Source organism: Candidatus Ozemobacteraceae bacterium, from assembly GCA_035373905.1.
Lineage (GTDB): Bacteria > Muiribacteriota > Ozemobacteria > Ozemobacterales > Ozemobacteraceae > MWAR01.
The window spans coordinates 1-20,154 of record DAOSOK010000036.1 but is presented as its reverse complement, the minus strand read 5'-3'; the positions used below and the strand labels follow the sequence as shown (position 1 = coordinate 20,154).

General features: G+C 58.7%; 21 protein-coding genes. 2 read left to right on the top strand and 19 right to left on the bottom strand.

Features of this window, described 5'->3' with window-relative positions; translation table 11 throughout:
• Positions 1 to 29 precede the first annotated feature (29 nt).
• A complete protein-coding gene (locus tag PLU72_16065) occupies positions 30 to 1,064 on the top strand; it encodes a M23 family metallopeptidase (protein HOT29692.1) in 1,035 nt (344 codons plus the stop codon).
• Between the two features lie 340 nt (positions 1,065 to 1,404).
• Here the strand turns inward: PLU72_16065 and PLU72_16060 are convergent, their stop codons facing one another.
• The 18 genes from PLU72_16060 to PLU72_15975 form a co-directional block, all read right to left on the bottom strand.
• Positions 1,405 to 1,995 (bottom strand): hypothetical protein, encoded by a 591-nt coding sequence (locus PLU72_16060; GenBank protein ID HOT29691.1) that lies wholly within the window; start codon positions 1,993 to 1,995, stop codon positions 1,405 to 1,407.
• Positions 1,996 to 2,252: 257 nt separating this feature from the next.
• Complete coding sequence (locus PLU72_16055) at positions 2,253 to 2,681, bottom strand: type II secretion system protein (protein HOT29690.1); 429 nt, start codon at positions 2,679 to 2,681, stop codon at positions 2,253 to 2,255.
• On the bottom strand, positions 2,668 to 3,069 hold the full coding sequence (locus PLU72_16050; GenBank protein HOT29689.1) for a type II secretion system protein: 402 nt from the start codon (positions 3,067 to 3,069) through the stop codon (positions 2,668 to 2,670). The genes PLU72_16055 and PLU72_16050 overlap by 14 nt, the downstream gene beginning before the upstream one ends.
• Positions 3,066 to 3,671 (bottom strand): hypothetical protein, encoded by a 606-nt coding sequence (locus tag PLU72_16045; protein ID HOT29688.1) that lies wholly within the window; start codon positions 3,669 to 3,671, stop codon positions 3,066 to 3,068. Before PLU72_16045 ends, PLU72_16050 begins: the two co-directional genes overlap by 4 nt.
• Positions 3,668 to 4,201: a type 4a pilus biogenesis protein PilO gene (pilO, locus tag PLU72_16040; protein ID HOT29687.1), complete on the bottom strand. Its 534-nt coding sequence runs from the start codon at positions 4,199 to 4,201 to the stop codon at positions 3,668 to 3,670. The genes PLU72_16045 and pilO overlap by 4 nt, the downstream gene beginning before the upstream one ends.
• Positions 4,198 to 4,785, bottom strand: coding sequence for a PilN domain-containing protein (locus PLU72_16035; protein ID HOT29686.1), 588 nt, complete (start codon positions 4,783 to 4,785; stop codon positions 4,198 to 4,200). The genes pilO and PLU72_16035 overlap by 4 nt, the downstream gene beginning before the upstream one ends.
• Before the next feature lie 9 nt (positions 4,786 to 4,794).
• Entirely contained in the window at positions 4,795 to 5,874 is a 1,080-nt protein-coding gene (pilM, locus tag PLU72_16030) for a pilus assembly protein PilM (protein ID HOT29685.1), read from the bottom strand.
• Positions 5,871 to 7,763, bottom strand: a complete 1,893-nt coding sequence (locus tag PLU72_16025; protein HOT29684.1) for a GspE/PulE family protein — start codon at positions 7,761 to 7,763, stop codon at positions 5,871 to 5,873. Before PLU72_16025 ends, pilM begins: the two co-directional genes overlap by 4 nt.
• Before the next feature lie 17 nt (positions 7,764 to 7,780).
• Positions 7,781 to 8,998 carry a type II secretion system F family protein gene (locus PLU72_16020; protein HOT29683.1) on the bottom strand — a complete coding sequence of 406 codons (1,218 nt, stop codon included), beginning with the start codon at positions 8,996 to 8,998 and terminating at the stop codon, positions 7,781 to 7,783.
• Positions 8,999 to 9,047: 49 nt separating this feature from the next.
• Positions 9,048 to 9,809, bottom strand: coding sequence for a metallophosphoesterase family protein (locus tag PLU72_16015; protein HOT29682.1), 762 nt, complete (start codon positions 9,807 to 9,809; stop codon positions 9,048 to 9,050).
• 105 nt (positions 9,810 to 9,914) lie between these two features.
• A complete protein-coding gene (locus PLU72_16010) occupies positions 9,915 to 10,565 on the bottom strand; it encodes a DUF2225 domain-containing protein (GenBank protein HOT29681.1) in 651 nt (216 codons plus the stop codon).
• A 99-nt stretch (positions 10,566 to 10,664) separates the two neighbouring features.
• Entirely contained in the window at positions 10,665 to 11,192 is a 528-nt protein-coding gene (lepB, locus tag PLU72_16005) for a signal peptidase I (GenBank protein ID HOT29680.1), read from the bottom strand.
• Positions 11,193 to 11,352: 160 nt separating this feature from the next.
• Positions 11,353 to 12,621, bottom strand: coding sequence for a TIGR00300 family protein (locus PLU72_16000; protein HOT29679.1), 1,269 nt, complete (start codon positions 12,619 to 12,621; stop codon positions 11,353 to 11,355).
• Positions 12,622 to 12,744: 123 nt separating this feature from the next.
• Positions 12,745 to 13,164 carry a hypothetical protein gene (locus PLU72_15995; GenBank protein ID HOT29678.1) on the bottom strand — a complete coding sequence of 140 codons (420 nt, stop codon included), beginning with the start codon at positions 13,162 to 13,164 and terminating at the stop codon, positions 12,745 to 12,747.
• 261 nt (positions 13,165 to 13,425) lie between these two features.
• Entirely contained in the window at positions 13,426 to 14,127 is a 702-nt protein-coding gene (locus PLU72_15990) for a TrmH family RNA methyltransferase (protein HOT29677.1), read from the bottom strand.
• Between the two features lie 2 nt (positions 14,128 to 14,129).
• A complete protein-coding gene (locus tag PLU72_15985; protein HOT29676.1) occupies positions 14,130 to 14,912 on the bottom strand; it encodes a DUF2993 domain-containing protein in 783 nt (260 codons plus the stop codon).
• 196 nt (positions 14,913 to 15,108) lie between these two features.
• Positions 15,109 to 16,929: an excinuclease ABC subunit UvrC gene (uvrC, locus tag PLU72_15980; GenBank protein ID HOT29675.1), complete on the bottom strand. Its 1,821-nt coding sequence runs from the start codon at positions 16,927 to 16,929 to the stop codon at positions 15,109 to 15,111.
• A complete protein-coding gene (locus PLU72_15975) occupies positions 16,926 to 18,119 on the bottom strand; it encodes an ATP-binding protein (protein HOT29674.1) in 1,194 nt (397 codons plus the stop codon). Before PLU72_15975 ends, uvrC begins: the two co-directional genes overlap by 4 nt.
• Before the next feature lie 210 nt (positions 18,120 to 18,329).
• Between PLU72_15975 and PLU72_15970 the strand changes: the two genes are divergently transcribed.
• The gene (locus PLU72_15970; GenBank protein ID HOT29673.1) at positions 18,330 to 19,325 is read left to right on the top strand and encodes a PrsW family glutamic-type intramembrane protease; all 996 of its coding nucleotides are present in this window, start codon (positions 18,330 to 18,332) and stop codon (positions 19,323 to 19,325) included.
• A 215-nt stretch (positions 19,326 to 19,540) separates the two neighbouring features.
• Here the strand turns inward: PLU72_15970 and PLU72_15965 are convergent, their stop codons facing one another.
• Positions 19,541 to 19,975, bottom strand: coding sequence for a hypothetical protein (locus tag PLU72_15965; GenBank protein HOT29672.1), 435 nt, complete (start codon positions 19,973 to 19,975; stop codon positions 19,541 to 19,543).
• Between the last annotated feature and the right edge of the window lie 179 nt (positions 19,976 to 20,154).

Genomic DNA, 20,154 nt, shown 5'->3' with positions numbered 1-20,154 from the left:
GATCGGACTATCATCTACCGAGGTGCCGCATGAAGAAACAGAGTATTGCGCTTCTGTCAGCAGTTTGTGCCGTTGCCCTTTCCGTGACGACGTTCGGTGAGACGCCCTTCACCGGAACGGACGTCAAGGTTGGTGATGACGCTGGCACCGTTGTGATAGACGGACGGGTCGTGCCTGCGAACGCGGGCGGCGGAAGCGAGGCATCGTCGAAAACATACACCGTCAGGTCGGGCGACTCTCTCTACAAGATCGCCGAACGTCTTCTGGGGGACGGCGACCGGTATATGGAACTCGTCGATATAAATTCCGAACGCTATCCTTCCCTCAAGAAGAACCCGAGCTTGATTTACGCAGGCTGGACGCTCAAGCTGCCGGGAGACGCCCAGACAAGTTCGAACTCCACGGAGGAGATGACCGGCACCGTCGTCGTCAATTCGAGTCTCAACATCCGCAACGGCCCCTGGGGCCGCATCATCGGCTCGCTCCGCGACGGCGACAAGGTCGCGATCGTCGGCACGAGCGGCGACTGGTACAAGATCAAGGTCGGCTCGAAATACGGATACGTGCATGCCAACTACGTTTCGACGCCGAAGAAAGCCGCCGGCAAGACCCCCGTCGACGGCGGTTCGTCCGCTGGCACCCCGCCGTCGGCCGGCGGGGCGTTCGGGGCGGCCCCCTGCTCGCCGATGCCTTCCCGCACTTCCTCCGAATACGGGCCGCGCGACCTGTTCGGACATAGCTATCACTATGGCATCGATCTCCCCGTTCCGACCGGAACCCGCCTCAACGCCTTGGGCAACGGCGTCGTGACGGCGGCCGGGTATGAATCCGGCGGCGGACGGTTCGTGAAGGTTCGCTACGACAACGGCTATGAATCCTTTATGTGCCATCTCCAGAGTTATTCCGTCTCTGTCGGCCAGCGCGTGAGCAACGGGCAGGAAATCGCACGTTCGGACAACACCGGTGAATGGACGACCGGGGCCCACCTGCATCTCGCGATCAAGAGAAACGGTTCGTACGTGAATCCCAGAAGCGTTCCCGGACTTCCGCTCCCGCCCCGCTGAAACGAAGGAACCCCGCAGTCGGCCCGCCAGACATTCTCTGACGGGTCGTTCCTTTATGTAACCTACCGGCTCCTCGCTGCGCGTCTCATATGGTATTGTCTTCTCTCATCGAAAGCCAATTTGCTGGCTTCGTTCGTGCTGAGGTATCGAAGCACGAACCGGCGATCGCCCATTGCTTCCAAGGTTCGCCCTGAGCCTGTCGAAGGGCGAGTGCATTCGTGCTTCGACAAGCTCGGCACGAACGGTATCGAGTATGCGGGTGATTGTCGTGTTACTTGACGAGTAGTAATGTGTGCCTCAACTGCCGCTTCTCGAAAGGGGCGCGGCGTTATCGGGGGCGTCAGAAATGGTCTTCGGCCTGAACTTTGATCGGGCAGGGAAAACTGATTCTGTAGTTTTCGTTATTGTTGTTGCCGTCCCCGTCCCAGCGGCCGTGGGAGAAGAACTTCATCTCGACGTTCACGTTGCCGAACTGCGGATAATACGGGGCGTTCGTGAAGAGCAGGTAATCGACGACTTCCTCGGGCGTCAGCTTCTTCAGGCCGCGCGAGCTGCCGCGCGTGACCGTCGGGTGGAACGAGAGGATCCTGATCCGCTGGTGCCTGTCCGAAGCGCTCTCGCGGAGCGTAATGAATTCGCGCCGGGTGCCGTTGAGTTCGAGGTAGCAGTTCACCCTGCCTTCCTGGGTGAGATACCCGAAATAATCGATCGTGACGGCGAACTCGCCGGGCCTGCGCAGCCATTCGACCGTGAGCTTCACTTCGCCGTCGTGATCGACGAAGCGATGCGTCTGAACGCCGATGGGTTCGATGTCTTCGTTCGGCATGCCAGCTTCCGCGATATCATCGGAGGCTCCGGCGATTCCCGCGGGGATGAGGGCGAGAGATACGATGAGAACGATGTATCGTGCAATGTTCAGAATCGATTTCATATGTCACTCCGGAGCATCCCATGCTCTCTTCGAACTGCGGCCCCAAAAGGTCGTTTGAAAACCGCAATCCGCATAGTGCATAAGGCGTGCCAACTCGAAAAAGGGCACCTCGCCGCATCATGTGGATGCCATGGAAACGGCATCGGATCAGCGTTTGTGAAGGGCCCTGCTTTCGAGCGGGGAGCGACGCGATAATTGCACAGGGGTGACAAAACTTCGTACGGAAATTGATAAAAAATTGGATATCAGTTTTTTCGTCACCAGGTCGAGTATGGCGTTCCGTCGAAAGCCGTGGCCGTCGCCAGGGATCGCACATCGAAGATATTGCGGCCGTCGGTGAACGGGGTATCGGCATCGTCCGTCGTCGAACGGGTTCCCCATTCCGGCCGGCCCAGGAAGGGATCGAGCGGGATGCGTCTGAGCACGCGCGCCTGCGTCAGATCTTCGAGCTTTACCGGATACAGGGCGTCCTGGGAAGCTCCGGGATTTCTCTTCAGCATCACGTCATGATACCGGTCGATCGCCTGTCGCAAATCGCGAAGCCGCTCTTTCAGGGCTTCCTCCTTCTTGCTCCTGACGAAATTCCGAGAAAGCGGAAGGGCCGTTCCGGCGAGAATGCCGATGATCACGGTGCAGACCATCAATTCGATGAGCGTGAGCCCCCGTCGCGAATCAGTATTCCGCATACGGCCTGCCCCTGCTGTCAGGTGTATTCTCCGGCGACTGGCCCGAAGAGCCGTGTAGGCGAACGCAGCCCGTCACGGCGTCGAACGAGATGATCCCCGACGCCCGGCTTCCGGTCCAGTTCAGTACGGGCCGGGGCAGATATGTTGGGGAAAGAGCCTCGATGCGATCGGGAAAACGCCCGTCGTGATCAAGCGCGAATTGATGTATAGCTGTACGAATATGATTGAGCTGGACCATTACGGCGGCGTCCTTCGAACGTTCGAACGCCAGGCTGTTCCGTGTCGAGGAGATGCTGACGAGAATCCCGATGATCGAGATGACGACGATCAGCTCGATGAGCGTGAACCCGCCGGCGGACGATTTTCTCGTCGAGGTATGCCCCGTCATTTCTCGCCGCCCTCCGTTCCATACGAAAACACATCGCGACCCGCGAGCTCGATGTAGGAGATCCGGACGTCACCCGAAGGCAGAGGCGGCAGGTCCGCGGTTTCGGGAAGCTTGCGTTTCAGCAGGATCATGATCGCCTGAATTTCCCTCTTTGCGGGCTCGAAGAGGGAAGCATCTTCCCACGTCGGCTGGGAGAAGAACGTCCAGAGTTTTTCGAGATGCTCGACGAGGATTTTTTCACGTTGCGAGGCGGTCATCTTCGCCGGCTGAATTTCGCGGATGGCTTCGAGCGCCGCTTTTTCGGGCCTGATGGATGAGCGGACGATCGGGAAGGACGTTTCGAGCCGGTTCAGCTCGTTGATCACGCGTTGAACGCGCTTCGGCGGCAACGGTTTGGAGGCCGTCTGCTGTTCGGGTTCGCGGATCTCGATGCCCGAAATCGCGTATTCCGCGACGATGCCTGGACCGAACTCGTAGGCGGCCGTCAGAAACAGCAGGATGAGGAGCCCTTTCAGCACCCGGATCTCCTGTTGCTGCTGGGCGAACGTGTCAATGACTTCCGAACGGGTTTTTGTGGGAAAGGGCTGTGCGTTCGTATTCATGGCTTCACCAGGTGAATCATCGAGATCGTGAAGTTGCGGTTCTCGTTCGCCGTCACTTCAGTCAGAAGAAGAGGCATACGGATCCCCCTTACCGCTTGCATGAACGCCCTGATGCCGACGTAGTCCGCATTGAGGTCGAACCGGAGCGTAACGCAGGGAGGGAGCGTCGTCGCCGGCGACCGGTCGATTTCATACCGGACCGACGATATCTCGATGCCGAGCAGTGAAGCCGTTTCGTTGATACGGTCGATCAGCAGCGGAAGATCGCTTTCCGGAGGAAGCCAGCCGTCGAGCGCCGCGGCCTCGCTCGCAAGTTTCGCGTATTTCTCCTTCAGCACCGCATCGCTCGCTTTCTGCTGCCGTACTTCGGTTGCTGTTTTCAGCGACGCGTCAAACGAGGCCTCCGTCACCGCGAGATTCTCGAAATGCGGCATGAGAACGAAGGACGGGGCGAAATACATGATCAGGGTGATCAGAGCCGGCAGCGGGGCCTTTTCCCGGAGCTTCCTGATCTCTGTCGGATTCATCATGGCTGCGCTCCCTCCTGCCCCGAAAGCGGCAGATAATCGACATCCATATCGAACGTCACGCCGGACTCGTCCTTCGCCGAAAGTTTCGCGTGGCGAAGAAGTCTCGGGTTCGCAAACCGGTCGAGCGTGTAGAGCGACTTCAGCAGGGCCGTCACGTCGCCGAGCTCTCGGGCGTTTCCGGTAAGCGCTATCTTGATGAGTTTCTTCGGAACGATGCGGATCCGGGTAAGTCGAACGCCCTGCGGAAGAATGGTTTCGAGGGTTTTGTAGAGATCGTTCCACGAGAAACGGAGCGTCTGGTTCGTGTGGTGGTAGGTGACGAGTCGCCGATTGATCTGATCGATCTCGTCGAGATCGGGCCGCGATTCGGCAAGCGTTTTCTGAAACTCGGAGGTATGCTTCTCGAGCACGTCCGACGCGGCGTTCAACCGTTCGATCATCTCGCTCGTGTTCGCATACTGGTAGCCCATGTACCCCGTCATCATCGTTGGAACCACGTAGAGAAGGCTCAGGATCGTCTTGTACATGAAGCTGCTGCCGGATCGGTATTTCACGGTCGGAACGAAGTTCAGCAGATGTCTCATCGATTCACCTCACTCAACCAGGAGTCCGATGCAGGGCGCGTATCGCGGGCCGAGCGAGAGGACGGACGGCTCGATCGTTCCGACGCCGGGAAGCTGGGCGAGAGGGTTGAACCGTTCGACGGGCGTGCCGAAGTAATCGCTCAAAAACTCGGTCAGCCCCGCGAACAGGCACGAACCCCCCGTCAGATAGACTCTCGGGAGCTTCTGAATCTTGAACTTCTCCTGGTAGAACCGGAACGTGACGTTCAACTCGCGGAGCCAGTTCCCGAATATGCGCGCAATGTCGTTGCGCTTCGGATACATCGCCAGGATCCCCGCCGTGTCGACCGGGAAGAAGACGGTGCTTTTCATGAACTCTTCGGCGTCATGGATCGTATATTGGTGAATATCCATGCAATGATGCGTAAACTCCGCGCCGGCGACCTCGATGACCCGCTCGTATCGGAGGATACCGTTCTGAAAACATTTCACGACGGTCGTCTCGTGTCCGACGTGGCACATCATGATGTGGCGGTCGATCGCGTTCTCGGGGTGAAGGCCTTCGAACACGTTGTAGACGCCGAGCGACGATGTGTCGAACGCCATCACCTGGACCTTCAGCTCGGCGAGCACTTCCGACAGCGTGTCGAGAAGATTTCGGCTGACCATGCCGACGAGATACCGGTGCGATGTGCCTTCGGGGATTTTCTCGGCCGAGAGCAGTTGAAAGTCTACGGCGACGTCGAGGCCCGGCGAAACTTTCAGGTCGCGTTTCATTCGGTGTTCGAGGAATTCCCGCAGCTCGCCTTCCCCCGGTTTCAACGTCATGTCGAGCAGGTTGAGCTTCACCCATCTGTCGGGAAGGCCGACGATACAACCCTGGCGGCCGTGACGGATTTTCGAGAAGACGTTCCTGAGAAGATCCCGGAACTTTCCGATGGCGCCGATGACCGGATTCGTGAAGCCGCCTCCGATCATGCCGTCCGGAACGGGCTCGCAGACGAGAGCGGCGGGGCGATATCCGGCGTTGCCGTTCGTATGCTCCAGCTGGACGGCCTTGATCGAAGCGGTTCCGATGTCTATTGCCGTGTATTGCGTGAACAGTCTCATGACAGGTTCCCTTCCTCGAACGTCACACGGTTCATTTCATCGAACGTCGTGTCGCCGGCTTCGACACGCTTCCATCCGGCCTGCCGGAGCGGGACCATCCCCTGCTCGATGCCTGCTTTTCGGATGAGAAGGGGCGACTCCTTCGAGAGGATCATCTGCTTGATGCGCGGCGTCATCTCGAGAACCTCGAAGATGCCGAACCGGCCCTGGTAGCCAGTCTTGTGGCAGTATCGGCAGCCGGCGCCCTTCTTGAAGGCGGTGGACGCATGCTCCTCGAAATCGATGTTGAGGCGCTTCATCTCGTCGGTGATCGTGTCGTCGTCCGTCTTGCAGTTCGGGCAGATGCGCCTGATAAGACGCTGGGAGAGAATCAGATTGAAAGAACTGACGAACTCGTAGGGATCGATTCCCATGTTCGTCAGCCGCGATATCGCGTCGATGACGTTGTTCGCGTGGATGGAGCTCATCACCAGGTGGCCCGTCAGGGCCGCGTTGACCGCGATCTGCGCCGTCTCCTGGTCGCGTATCTCGCCGACCATGATCGCATCGGGGTCCTGTCGGACGATCGAGCGGAGGCCGGAACCGAACGTCAGCCCCTTCTTCTCGTTCACGGGAATCTGGACGATATCGGGAAGCTGGTATTCGACGGGGTCTTCGATCGTGATGAACTTATCTTCCGGCGTCTTCACGTATTTGATGGCCGAATACAGCGTCGTCGTCTTGCCCGAGCCCGTAGGCCCCGCTACCAGCACCATGCCATACGGCTTTTTCACGTTGCGCTGGAACGCCAGAAGATCGTTCCCCTGGAGCCCGACCTTCTGAATGTCCAGGCCCAGCGAGGATTTGTCGAGAATGCGAAGGACCACCGTTTCCCCGAAAATCGAGGGAAGCACCGAGACGCGGAAGTCGACGGCCCTGTCGTCGATTTTCAGCTTGAAACGCCCGTCCTGCGGAATGCGCTTCTCGGCGATGTCGAGCTGCGCCATGACCTTGAGCCGCGAGATGATCGGGGCCCGCTGACGCGGCTCGACGTCTGAAAAGATCTCGTGCAGCACGCCGTCGATGCGAAATTTCACCTTCAATTGCGATTCGTAAACTTCAAAATGTATATCGCTTGATTTTTTTCGTACGGCCTTGAGGAGGATCGAGTCGACCATTTTCACGACCGGCGCCTCCTGGTTCACTTCCTCGCTGATCGCGAGGCCGGGGGCGGCTTCCTCCGCGCTCTCCTTCTCGACGACGAGTTCCAGGGGTTGAATGTTGTCCATGTCGGCGAGGACGAGTTTCGAGTCGAGGCTTGTCTCGATCATCAGCGATAACTGCTTCTGGATCGCGTGAAGCGATGCGACCTTCGGAAGGATCGGCAGGCCGAGTTTTACCTCGAGCTCCTCGATCGCGTCGACGTTTCCGGGGTCGGACATGATGAGCACGAACTCCTTGTCGTTCCGGGAGTCCGGGATGAACGAGTAGGTGCGCATCAGGGCGACGTCGACGCTGTTGAACAGGTCGTCGTCGATCTTGTAGTTCGTCAGATCGACGTATTCGAGGCTGAGTTCGCGGGCGACGGCCTGGGCATACTGCTCCTCGGTGATGAGTTTCCGTTCGAGAAGAATGCGGCCGAGGTCGGCCGGAGGCGCCCCGAACTCCTCTTCTATCTTTCGGAGCTGGTCCGGGGTGATCAGATTCATTTCGAGAAGAATCTCGAACGGTGGTTTCTTCATGAACAGCTTGACGAAAGCGCGATGAAGGGCTTTTTGATCGACGGACGCATCCTCGGCGACGAGATCGGAAAGAGCTTTGTTCTCGCGATGTGCGCGATCTTCAAGTTTCGCAAGAGCGTCCTTCCCGATCAGATGATGGTCAAGGAGAAACTGTCGGATATGGTCCATTCTTTCCTCTCCCGTGGTCAGCGGATGTTCGTCGCGGCGGTCAGAACCGGCAGCAGAAGGGCGACGATGATGGAGCCGATGACGACGGCCATCAGCAGGAAAAGCAGGGGCTCGATCAGCCTCGTCAGCGACGAGGTGAGATTGTCGATTTCCTCGTCGTAATGGTCCGCAAGCCCGTTGAGCATCTCCCCGAGATTGCCCGACTCCTCGCCGACCTTGACGATGCGGGGCACCATGCGCGGAACCTGTGGGATCGATTTGAGTGCCTGCGCGAAGCTGTCGCCGCGCTCAATAGATTCAGGTATATTTGAAAGCCTCAGGGCGAGGGCCCGGTTTTCCAGGCTGTCGATTACGACCGAAAGGCTCTGCAGGAGCGGGATGCCCCCCTCTACCATCGTCGCGAGCGTTCGAGCGAACTGGCTGAAGCCCATTTTTTCCTCGAGAGTTCCGATCATCGGAACGGACAGTTTCAGGCCGTCGACGTGCGTTCTCCCGACGGCCGTGGCGGTATATTTCCGGAACGAGACGAACAGCACGACGACCGCGACGATGACGAGCCAGAACCATTCGGCCAGAAGACCGGACGCCCCCAGCACGAACTGCGTGAAGGGGGGAAGCGGCACGTCGAGATTCCGGAACAGGTCCGTGAACTCTGGAACCACCTTCACCATCATGAAGGCGACGGCCGCGATTGAGACCAGCAGCAGCACGGCCGGGTAGATGAGGGCGTTGAAGATCTTGCCCCGGATCTCGAGAATTCCGGCATAATACGACGACATCCGATCGAGCACGCTCTCGAGCGCGCCCGCGGCGACGCCGGCGACGACCGTTTTCACGAAAATGTCCGGAAAAACGTGCGGATGCCTGGCGAGCGCCTGGCTGAATGAGACCCCTTCTCCGACGTCTCGACTGACGGCCCTGACGGCGCTCGAGAGAGCCCCGGGAGGAGCGTCCTCGACGAGAAGATCAAGCGCCTCTTTCAGAGGAAGGCCCGATTTGATGAGCGTGCGCAGCAGGCGAGTGAACTCCATGAGTTCGCGGATGCCGACGCCGCGCCTCAATTGCAGGATTTCTGAAAGATGCTCCGTCCAGCTTTTCGGCTCCTCGTCGATGCGCAGGACGTAACATCCGTGATCTGTCAGGGCCGTGCGCAACTCCTCGATCGACTCGACCTCGCGCACGAACTCCTGCATGCGGCCTTTTTCATCCGCATATTTCACTCTTGCCTTGATCACGAATATACTCCGTTAGCTATATACGCCGGATGATATTCCGAACGGCGTTTCAGCATCCGTAGTTCAGCCGGTTGATGAGAACCTCCGGATACTTCCTCTCGCGCATTTTCTCCTGGCACGAGGCGATCTTGTAGTAGACGCGCCTGTTCCGCACGATGATGCGGGTTTCGTGAATTTCGAGTTCCATGAAAGACGCCCGGGGGTCGCCGTCTCGGGGCTGCCCGACGGACCCGGGATTGACGAGATAGACGAATTCGCTTGAAATACGAAGTTCTATATCCTTGTCGGCCTTGACGGACTCCTCGGAATACTGATCGTTCGCTTTGTCGTAGGCGTAGACGGCGGGCATGTGCGTATGCCCGAACATGCCCACGCGGATGCCGGACTTCGCCATCGAGGAAAGCGAGGGAATCGCGAGTTCGAGAGACAGAAGATACTCATCCGGGTCGAGAGGACTCCCGTGAACGAGGATCATTTCCGGATCGATACGAAGGGAAGGCTCGAGCTCGGCGAGCCATTGCTGCGACTCGGGAGTGATCGACTCGATGTTCTTCAGTGCCGCATTGATCGCGTTGGGATTGAATCCGATCGGCGCGGAGACTTTCGAGATGACCGAATCATGGTTTCCCAGGACGATTTTTAGGTTGGGAAGGCCCGAGAAGAATTTGACGCATTCATCCGGGTTCGGGCCGTACCCCGTCACGTCGCCGGCGCACCAGACCGCGTCGAACCGCGACAAGTCTGCTGCTTCGATGACTGCCGTAAGAGCTTCGATGTTCGAGTGAATGTCAGAAACGAGAAGAACGCGCATGCTGCAATCTCTCCCGGTTCCCTGCTATCGGAACGATGCGTGGTTCTGATGAGAGAAAAAAACGGGGTTTTTCAACCCCGTTCGTTCCATGATCGTATACCGGCGCTAATTGATGAAATGTTCGTTCAACTCGGCCTGCTTCTTTGCGAGTTCGAGAAGCCACTGCTGGTCCTGGTCGATGAGAACTTCTTCGACGCTGTTCAGCCACTCGCGGGCTTGCGACTTATCCTCGAGCCTTCGGTACAATTCGCCGACGAGATACGTCACGACGGGAAGATTGTCGGGATTGGCGACGGTCGAGCGCTCGACGGAAACGCGAAGAAACTTGACGGCGAGTTGCTGCATCTCGATCTCCGCTTTCCGGTTGTCTGACTTGCGGCAGACCCAGGAGCCGCGCAGATACAGGTTCCCGATATGGTAGGGATTTTTTTTCTGGTATTCGTAAAGTTTTCCCGCCAGATAATACATCTGAGCGACTCTCGGAAGCTTTTTCGCAAGCGGCTGCTCGAGAATCTCCCGAATACGCTCCTGGCTGATCGCTTCGACGTCATCTGTCTTTGCGTAATCGTCAGGATACGCGCAAAAAAGGCAGGTCGGACACTGAACGAGGAAATGTTCGAGAGGGTCTTCCCCGATGTAGTGGGGATAGAAATCCGAGTCCTGGCCTTGGTGGCTGACGGCCTCGACGATGTTCGCATCGAACTCGGCGAGGCAGGTTGGACAACGGAAATGTTGCAGAGCCAATCTCGTGGTCACCTGACCGCTCCCTCGTATGTGACTGGTTGCGGACGGCTGGCATCCGGAACCGGTGTCATTGTATCGCTGCAAATCGATCATGTCAAATGAAACTCCGCATCAATAGGGAATCGCGGGGATCGGACCCATGTCCCAGGGGGGCCAGAACTTGAACTCTGCGCGGCCCTTCACCTGGGAGATGTCGAGAAACCCCCACGCCCTGCTGTCGTGAGAATTGTTCCGGTTGTCGCCCATGACGCAGATCTTATCCTTCGGAACGCGCAGCGGGCCATACGAGCCGAATACATACTCTTTCACGAAGGGCTCCGACACCCTGACGCCGTTTCGGTACAGATACCCGTCGCGAACCTCGAGAAGATCGCCCGGGCCGCCGACGACGCGCTTGATGAAATCTTTCTTGGGGTCGAGCGGGAACGTGAAGACGACGACTTCACCCAGCGACGGTTTCCGAAGATGATAGATCATCTTATTGACGAGGATCTTCTCGTGCGACTTCAGTTGAGGCTCCATGCAGGCGCCTTCGATGATGAAGCCCTGCAGAAAATAGGTCTGCAGGATGACGAAAAAGATCAACGCCTTCACGAAATCTTTGACCCACTCGCGAACAGCTTCCTTGTATTCGCCCATATGGAACGACTCCCTGACGTGCCGGCGACCGAGCGCCAATACCCCGTATGCGTCTCGACGACGCGCGGCTGGAGGGTATATCCGGTCCGCTTTATCCCTCTTCGGCCGGAAGCGCAGGTTTCTTAACGAATTTTCGCGCGCGAGAGAAAAGTTTTCTCCGTCAGGCGGAAGTCGTTCCGGGGTCGAGCTTCTTCAGTTCGTGGTACAGCGCGGCCAGAAAGCTGCCGACGTCGGTCACGATGCCGATCGTCTGGTGGGAACCGCGGTCCGCGAGTTTCGTGACGACCGCAGGGTTGATGTCGACGCAGATCGTCTTGACCCAACCGGGAAGCATATTCCCGACGCCGATGCCGTGGAGCATCGTCGAAAGGATCAGCATCACGGTACATCCCTGCATCAGGTCGAAATAGGCTTTCTGCGCCACGACCATGTCGGTGTACACCTCCGGAAGCGGGCCGTCGTCTCGGATGCTTCCGGCGAGCGCGAACGGAACATTGCGCTTCACGCATTCGTAAAAAATGCCGTGTGTGAGAACGCCCTGTTCGACCGCGTTCTTCACCGACCCGCACCGGAAGATCTCGTTGATGGCCCGAAGATGATTGCGATGGCCGTCCTCGACCGGTTCGCCGCTTTCGATGTCGATGCCCAGCGACGTCCTGAAGAGGCTCTGCTCGATATCGTGTACCGCCGACGCGTTGCCGGAAAGAAGGAAGTCGACGTACCCGTCGCGGATCATGCGCGAAAGGTACTCGGCGCCGCCCGTGTGTACAACGACGGGACCGAGCGTGATGCCGAGTTTGCCGCCGTTTTTCCGCTTGTCGATGATCGTCTGCGCGATCTTTTTCACCGCGATCCGGACACGGCGCTCGGAACTGACCTCGCTGTTCATGAACGCGAACTCTTCCCGGTCGCGCTCCTTGGATTCCGGCTTGATGCGTATGCCGCGAATGCCGCAGGCGATCAGGTCGCCGGCCTTCACGTCGCGGAACTTGCGGCAGACGATGTCCCAGCCGCTTCCCTGCTTCGAGCAGACGAGAACCGCGTCCATGCGCTGGTTTCGCGCTTTGTACCACACGCCGTCCAGACGGACCTCGGTCAGGTGGTTTGTCGTGGCGTAAAAATCCTCGGGAACGACCCAGTCTTGCAAAGCCGGTTTCAGAACCGCGTTCTCTTCGACGACCGGCTGGCAGCCGTGCCCGTGAAGTCCTTCGCAGAGCGTCTGAAGCTCCGCCTCCGTCCTTCCGAACACCGTGAACCTGGCACGGGACGGCTGTTCGTGCGACTTTCCGACGACGAACTCGTGGATCTCGTACTCGCCTTCGTTCTTGATGATCAGATCCATACAGGCTGACATGATGCCCGAATCGATCAGATGCCCCTCGACATGAAGCTCGCGCGAAAAGGGGTAGCCAGGCCTGGTGGGATTCATGAAAATGTCCTTTCAAAAGGGGGATGAAGAATGAATGTTGAATGATAAAGGAACATCGTCGGGGAAGCAAACAGGCCGGGGAACGAACCCGGCCTGTTTGCTTCCTCTGCAACCCGAGGGGCGTCAGTCGGTACGATGATTCCCGGAACTGCTCTGAGAATGCTTCTTAAAGAATTCCATTTCTTTCACGTTATTGGCAATGACAATCTGCGTTTTCTGCGGTTCAGGAATTTTCGCGAGAAGCCAGTGATATTCATGATAGAGCCGTTCGCCCTTTTCTTTCAGGATATTCATCTGCGCTTCGAGTTCATAGGTTTTCTGCATGTCCTGCGGATGGTCGCTCTTATAATATTTCAAATACTCTTTATGTGTCTGTCTGAGCTGAAGTTCGTTCTCCAGCCTCATGTCGAATATCTGGTTGATCTTCTGGATCGTGTCGGGATCAGCAGACAGGGGGACGGAACAATAGGAAGCCAGGAAAAACACCATGCAGGTCAAAGCAGCAACGAAGGCTGAACGACGGGAAACACGAGGCATTTCCATCTCGATATCCTCCTCGGGAAAAATACTATTGAGTCCTGCATATCAAAAACCAGCTTCGTGTCTCCGTTCGTGCTGAGCTTGTCGAAGCACGAACAGCCACTTGCCGATGATTCCTCAATTCGCCCTTCGACAGGCTCAGGGCGAAGGGGTGGCTTTCATTCTGCAGGAATCAATAATCTGTGCGATACGACACAAGCGTATCAGAATTGCCCAGGACGGTCAAACTGGACGAAACGACAGACCCGGCCATGGTCGAGACGTTCAACAGGCTGCCGTAACGACTTTTTTCCGTTTGCGAGGAACCTTCCGTCCGTCCTGATGATCACCAGATTCGGCGGGAAGGGGGGAGCTGGGATACTCGAGGAGGTCAGTCAGCGTAAATCCCTCGACTCCGAGATTCCAGCGCTGCATCATGTATTCGACGTGCTCTGAAGATCGTTGGCGCCCATACATTCCGGCGAGTTCGCGCTGGCGCTGAATCTCGTACAGGGTGACTGCGGTTGCGACCGAGACGTTGAGACTCTGGACGAGACCGTACATAGGTAAGAATATATTTTCATCGGCGATCTCGAGCACTTCGTCGGTGCAGCCGCGATGCTCGTTTCCCATGACGACGATCCAGGGCTTCGTCCAGTCGATCTTGCGGAAATCGACGGCGTTGCGCGCGAGATGGGTCGCGGCGATCTTGTACCCCGCCTTCTTGAACTTCTGCATCTCGCCGAGGAAGTCATCGTAATCCTCGAGAGCCACCCAGCGTTCCGAGCCGCGCGTGACTTCGGGGTTCACCCACTTCGCTTCGGGATCTGGGCGCCAGATGACCCGGTCGACGCCGACCGCGTCGGAGGTGCGCAGGATCGCGCTGACGTTATGTGGATCGTGCACCCCGTCGAGCGCGACGATGATGTCCGTCTGACGGTTGTGCAGGGACGTTGCAATGCGGTGAATGCGTCGTGGGCTGGGCATGGTCATCCTCGCGGAAGAATGGAAGTTGCCGACGCGGCCGTGGCCTGCGCCGGGTGAATCGTGGCTTTCGTCGCGACAAAACCGCTTTCGACGCCCATTTCCCGGAGTTTCAGGTTCAGCCAGGTTTTCCTGGCGTCGAAGACGGGGTTGATGCGCGAGAACATCGCCCTGATCGCGGCGGCGGGAAGGGGAACGCCGTTGATGTCCATCTTGCGGCAGTCGAACGCGATCCGGTCCGTCGAAATGAGTTTCGGCTGTCCGTTGACGCGGAATCTCGCGACGAAAATCCCCTTCCGGACATTGCCTGTCAGAACCGTTTCCTGCGGCGCGATCCGGAGCGACATCTGGGAAAGCCGCTGGGCCTTCGCGAAAAAACGGAACACCTTCAGAATGTCGTCGGCGGAAACATGCGTCTCGAGATCGATGCGCCCGGCCGAAACAAACCGCAGATGCCCGTTTGCGAGGGCTTCGGGGTCGACCCGCACGTCGGGAAACTCGAACCCCGCATGATCGATCGTCAGGTTGTAATACTGCACTCCCGAACACCTGACCCGAATCAGCCGGAACGCCCCCGAAGCGTCGCCGGCCGGCTCGGCTTCGACCGTCAGCGATGCCGGCCGCGGCGTGATCTCGGCCATCGCCCTGACCTGGTCCGGCGCATACCCGAGCTTCTCGAACAATCCCGTCGCCCGAAACTCCTCCGGGTCCCGAAACGCCGTCGAAAAAGCCTCCGCAAGGAGTTGATCCGCCCCGCTTGCCGGTGTGGCATGACCGGGCATCATCATGCAACATACGAATATGTATACAAACAAACGAATCCGAATAAAATCTATATTGCTGATAATATGACAACCCCATCTTCCGTAGGGGTGGGTTTGAAACCCGCCCCCAGCCAGCAAATGCAAACGGCACACCCGCACGCGTTGTGTGCCCCGTCCGCGATCCATGAATACCCGTCGCGGAGGGATGGCGAACATTGTATCACGCCCCCCCCTTCCCCCGCAGGGCCGTCCAAATCAGGTTCGCCGTCTTGAGCGGTATGCCCGCACGATGCGCCAGTTCCTCGGCCGTGGCCTCAGAAGCCCGGAGAACCGACCCGAACGCATCGATCACCTTGCGGAGCGTCTTTTCCCCGACGCCCGGCAGATTCAACAACGAAGACCGCATCGTCGATTTCCCGTGAACTTTCTTCTGGAACGAGTTCGCGAACCGGTGCGCTTCGTTCCTGAGTTTCACGAGCATGCGCAGGGCCGACGACGTGTGCGGAAGCCTCACGGGCTCGCCCTCGGGCGGCACGAGGAGCTCCTCCTTCTTGGCGAGCCCCCACACCTCGCGGTCGACGCCCAGTTCGTCGAGCACAGCCCTGGCCGATCGCACCTGGGTGATGCCGCCGTCGACCACATACAGGTCGCACAATGGGCTGCCCTCTTCGAGCCTGCGGGTGAACCGGCGCCGGGTGACTTCCCCGATCGAGGCCGGGTCGTCCCCGCCGGACGCGGTCTTGATGTGATACAGCCGGTATTCGCTCTTCTTCGGGACGCCGTTGATCGCCGTGACGAGCGACGCGACGGGGTCGACGCCTCCGACGTGCGAGATGTCGACGCACTCGATGCGGCGCGGCGTGCGCTTCAGCGAAAGCATGCGCTCGAGTTCGAGAACCCCGTCGGCCACCCTGCCCTCCCCTTCGGCGCGAATGTTCTTCATCAGTTCGAGGGCATTCTGGTTCGCGAGGGCGAGCAGCTTCCTGAACCTGCCGCGCCGCGGCGTCGCGATGCGCACGGCATGGCCGCTGGTTGCGGAAAGCATGTCCCTGAGCGCCGACAGCGGATGCGGGCAGATCGAGGTGAGAATTCGGTGCGGAATGATATTGGCGTCGTAGAACCGCGACATCAGCGTGCCGAGAAGCTCGCCTGTGTTCGAGCCGGGCTCCCGCTCGGCTTCGATCGTGCGCCGGCCGATCAGTTTCCCGTCGCGGATGAAGAAGACCGACGCGATGAAGGTGTCGCCGCTCTCGGAAAGTCCCCAGACGTCGCCGTCGACGGGCTTGAGGAACTCGACTTTCTGCGCGGCCATGAAGCCTGTGAAGGCCCCGATCGTGTCGCGGAGCTCCGCCGCTTCCTCGAACCGGAACTGCGCGGAGAGGGTTTCCATCTGTTTCGTAAGGGCGCCGAGGTCGGGCGGCTCTTTCCCGGTGAGTACCCGGACGGCCCTGTCGACGAGAGCCCGGTATTCATCGGGGGAAATCCTGCCGTAGCAGGCGCCGCGGCATGCGCCGAGATCGTGACGGAGGCACTGTTTCCGCTGGGCAGGCTTGTCGGGATCGATCACCTTTCCCGACGAACAGAGCCGGAACGTCACGTTCAGAAACTCGATGATGCGCTTGAGGCCGTACTCGTCCGTGAACGGCCCGAAATACAGGTTGCCATCGTTGAACGTCACCCGCCGCACTTTCAGGATGCGCGGGTACGTCTCGCTCGTCGTCACCATCAGATACGGGTGCGTCTTGCTGTCTTTGAGGAGGATGTTATACCAGGGCTTGTGCTTCTTGATCAGGTTGTTCTCGAGGATCAGCGCCTCCGACTCGGTGTCGGTCACGACGAACTCGAGATCCGCCACCGCCGCGACGAGCCGGTTCGTCTTCGCATCCCGATGCCGGGCCCGAAAATACGACCTGACCCGGCTGACCAGCCGCCGCGACTTCCCGACGTAGATCACCTGCCCGGAAGTATTGCGCATGATATACACCCCCGGCTTCGCCGGTATCTGCGCCAGCAACCTGTCGAGTATCTCCCTGTCGATCACGGGGAATTCCCACCGCTTGTACCGCTGAGCCCGTTCAGCAGGTCGTGAAGATCGCGCCAGGGAACGAAGGAACGGTCGGTGCGCTTCTCGGGGCGATCGCCGCCGTAGACGACGGCGCTTCCCCGGGGAAAGGGGCCGGCAAGACGCTCGAATGACTCGAACCCTCTGCCGGCATCGCCGGGAACGGTGGCGCCGGACTTTACTTCGATGGGAAACACCTCGCGACCCTCTTCGATGACGAGATCGATCTCGTTGCCTTTCACATCCCGGAAAAAGGTGAGGTTGCTCCGCTGACCGCGATGATATCGATGCTTCAGGCATTCGAGCACGATCAGGTTCTCGAACAGGGCGCCTCGCAGAGGATCACGGGAAACCTGTTCCGGCGTTTCGATGCCGAGGAGATGCGTCGCGAGCCCGACGTCGTAAAAGTAGAGCTTGGGTGATTTGATCAGTCTGCGGCTGACGTTTCGATACCATGGCGGCAGGAGAAAGACGACGTAGCAGGCTTCGAGAAGCCTCATCCAGGCCCGGGCCGTCGTATGCGAGACGCCCGTGTCGGCGGCCAGTCCCTGGAGATTGCAGAGGTTCCCCACCCTTCCCGCGCACAACTTGACGAACCGCGTGAAGAGGCTGAGGTCGCGTAGATGGGCCAACTGCCGGAGGTCACGCTCGACATACGTTTCGAAATAATCGGCCAGAGTGCGCACCGGGTCGAGGCCCCGATCGTGAATCCGAGGATAGAACCCCGTGAGAAGAACCTCGTCGAGACTCTTTGGCAACCGCCTCGGCCCGAGTTCGTCGATACTGAACGGAAGAAGCTTCAGAAGCGTCGTCCGGCCCGCGAGTGACTGCGAAACGACATTCGTCATTTCGAGTTGCTGGCTGCCGGTCAGGATGAAACGCCCAGGCGCAGGGTCTTCATCGACGAGCGTCTGGATATACGAGGGCAGTTCCGGTGCACGCTGGATCTCGTCGAGAATCGCACCGCCGGAATACTGTGCCAGAAAGCCGCGAGGATCATCCATGGCAAATGAACGGATATCATGGGCTTCGAGACTGACATACGGCATCTTCGGAAACGCGGCCCGGCAGAGCGTGGTTTTTCCGCTCTGACGTGGCCCCGTTACGGTGATCACCGGATACTGCCGGGCCAGCTTCTTCAGGAGGTTTTCGATCGTGCGCGGTATCATTCCAACCTAATCATACGATCGGGAGGGTATTTATGCAAGTTCAACTTGCAAAAATACCCGATTAGTCTGAAAAGTAGTTCAGATGAAGATCTGTGACGGTGACGACCTTATCCGGAATGGCGAAAAACCGGTTCGAAAATCGCCCTTTACTTTTCAGGGGGCGATGGGGAACAATGGCAATGTGAGAAGGATTTTCCGGGAGGTTCGCACGTGCTGCCGTTTCTTGTATTGACAATTCTGTCGATTGCCCCGATCGTGATGTTCTTCCGGTATCTCCGCTATATGGACCGCGCCGAGCCGGAGCCGGTCGAGCTCGTCATGAAGGTCATGAAATGGGGCGCGATGGCGATCGTTCCCGTTGTGATCGTCGAGGTCGCCATCGAGAAATTCGCGTTCGGCGGCCCGCCGAAAGACCTCGCCGGCATCTTCCTCTTCTCGTTCCTCGGGATCGCCGCCGTCGAAGAGCTCGGAAAACTTCTCGCCGGCCTCGTTCCCGTCTGGAACGACCCGAACTTCAACGAGGAAAACGACGGCATCGTCTACGTCTCGGCCGCATCGCTCGGGTTCGCCGGCGTCGAGAACTTCTTCTACGTCCTCGACCACGGCGCCGGCGTCGGTGTCCTGCGCGCCGTCCTGTCGGTCCCCGGCCACCTCGCCTGGGGTGCCATGATGGGGTATTACGCCGGTCTTGCGAAGTTCGCCCCGCCCGAGCAGCAGCAATCCCTCATCGTCCGGGGCTACCTCTACGCCGTTTTCGGCCACGGCCTCTACGACGCCTTCCTGCTCAGCCAGCAGCCCCTTCTCGTTCTGATCATGTTCCTGGCCGGCCCTGTCTACATCTGGAAGACCCTTCGCAACCTCTTCGAAACCGGCCGCCGCCTCTCCCTCCAGCGGATCGCCAGCCACGGCGGCCCGCCCGTCGTGGAAGAAACGGAAGAACCCGTTGCCACCGCCCCCTCTGCCTTGAAACTCTACGTCGCCCGCCTGATCTACACCCTCGCGGCCGGCTTCTGGGCCCTCATCCTCCTCGGCCTGTACGCCCAGGCCCAAGACCCCAGCCAATACGGCTGGACACCCGTCCAGGAAACCCTCCTCGGCACGGTCATACTGACCGCCTTCCCCCTCATCCTCGCCCGCTTCCTCTCGTCATCCTACTGGCGACAAGCAAGAAAATTCCAGGCCTCCCGCCCCGCCCCTTCAGCGTAAGGCCCAGCCCGTTCGTGCTGAGCCTGTCGAAGCACGAGAAGTCCTTGCCTCGTCGACAGGCTCAGGACGATCTATTGAGTCCTTCAGAATGAAAACCAACCGTTCGCCCTGAGCTTGTCGAAGGGCGAAATGAGGAACCATCGGCAAGTGGCTGTTCGTGCTTCGACAAGCTCAGCACGAACGGAGACACGAAGCTGGTTTTTGATATGCAGGACTCAATAAAGCCGTTGAAACGCTCCACATGCGGGACAGCGCCCATATCTGCGGCCGATCTGGTGGCCCAGGACGCCGAAGATGATCATGTCGATGTAGCGGTTGCCGATCAGCATCATCAGCATCGGGATGATGGGGATTTTCTCGATTGACGCGCCGATACTGTACCCCAGAAGCATCCCTGCGGCGGTGAGGGGCAGTCTCAGGGTAATGGCCGGTTCGAACACGACCCCGCATTTTTTGCACGTTGTTTTCGCCGGGGTGCCGCTGTCGGTGCTGACCGACGGCCCAGGGAATGGGGCCGTGATCGTGACCGACGGGACCTTCCCCAGCAGGTGTTTTTTCAGCTCCGCCTCCCGCTTCCGGCCGAACCAGCCCCAGAAGGTGAAAACCACGCCAAGAATCAACACCAGGGCCCAAAAACCGAAATCGACCATGTAAACCTCTCACAAAATGAGTATTATGTCATCTGATATTCTGATTCATGGAACCAACGCAACCGAATGTATATATACATGCCATAATACATGGATCATTTCCGATTACTACTTGTCTCAAAAAGTGGTTCCTCGCTATTTTACGTGGGTAGACCAAAATTTAGCTTTCCAGCAATCAG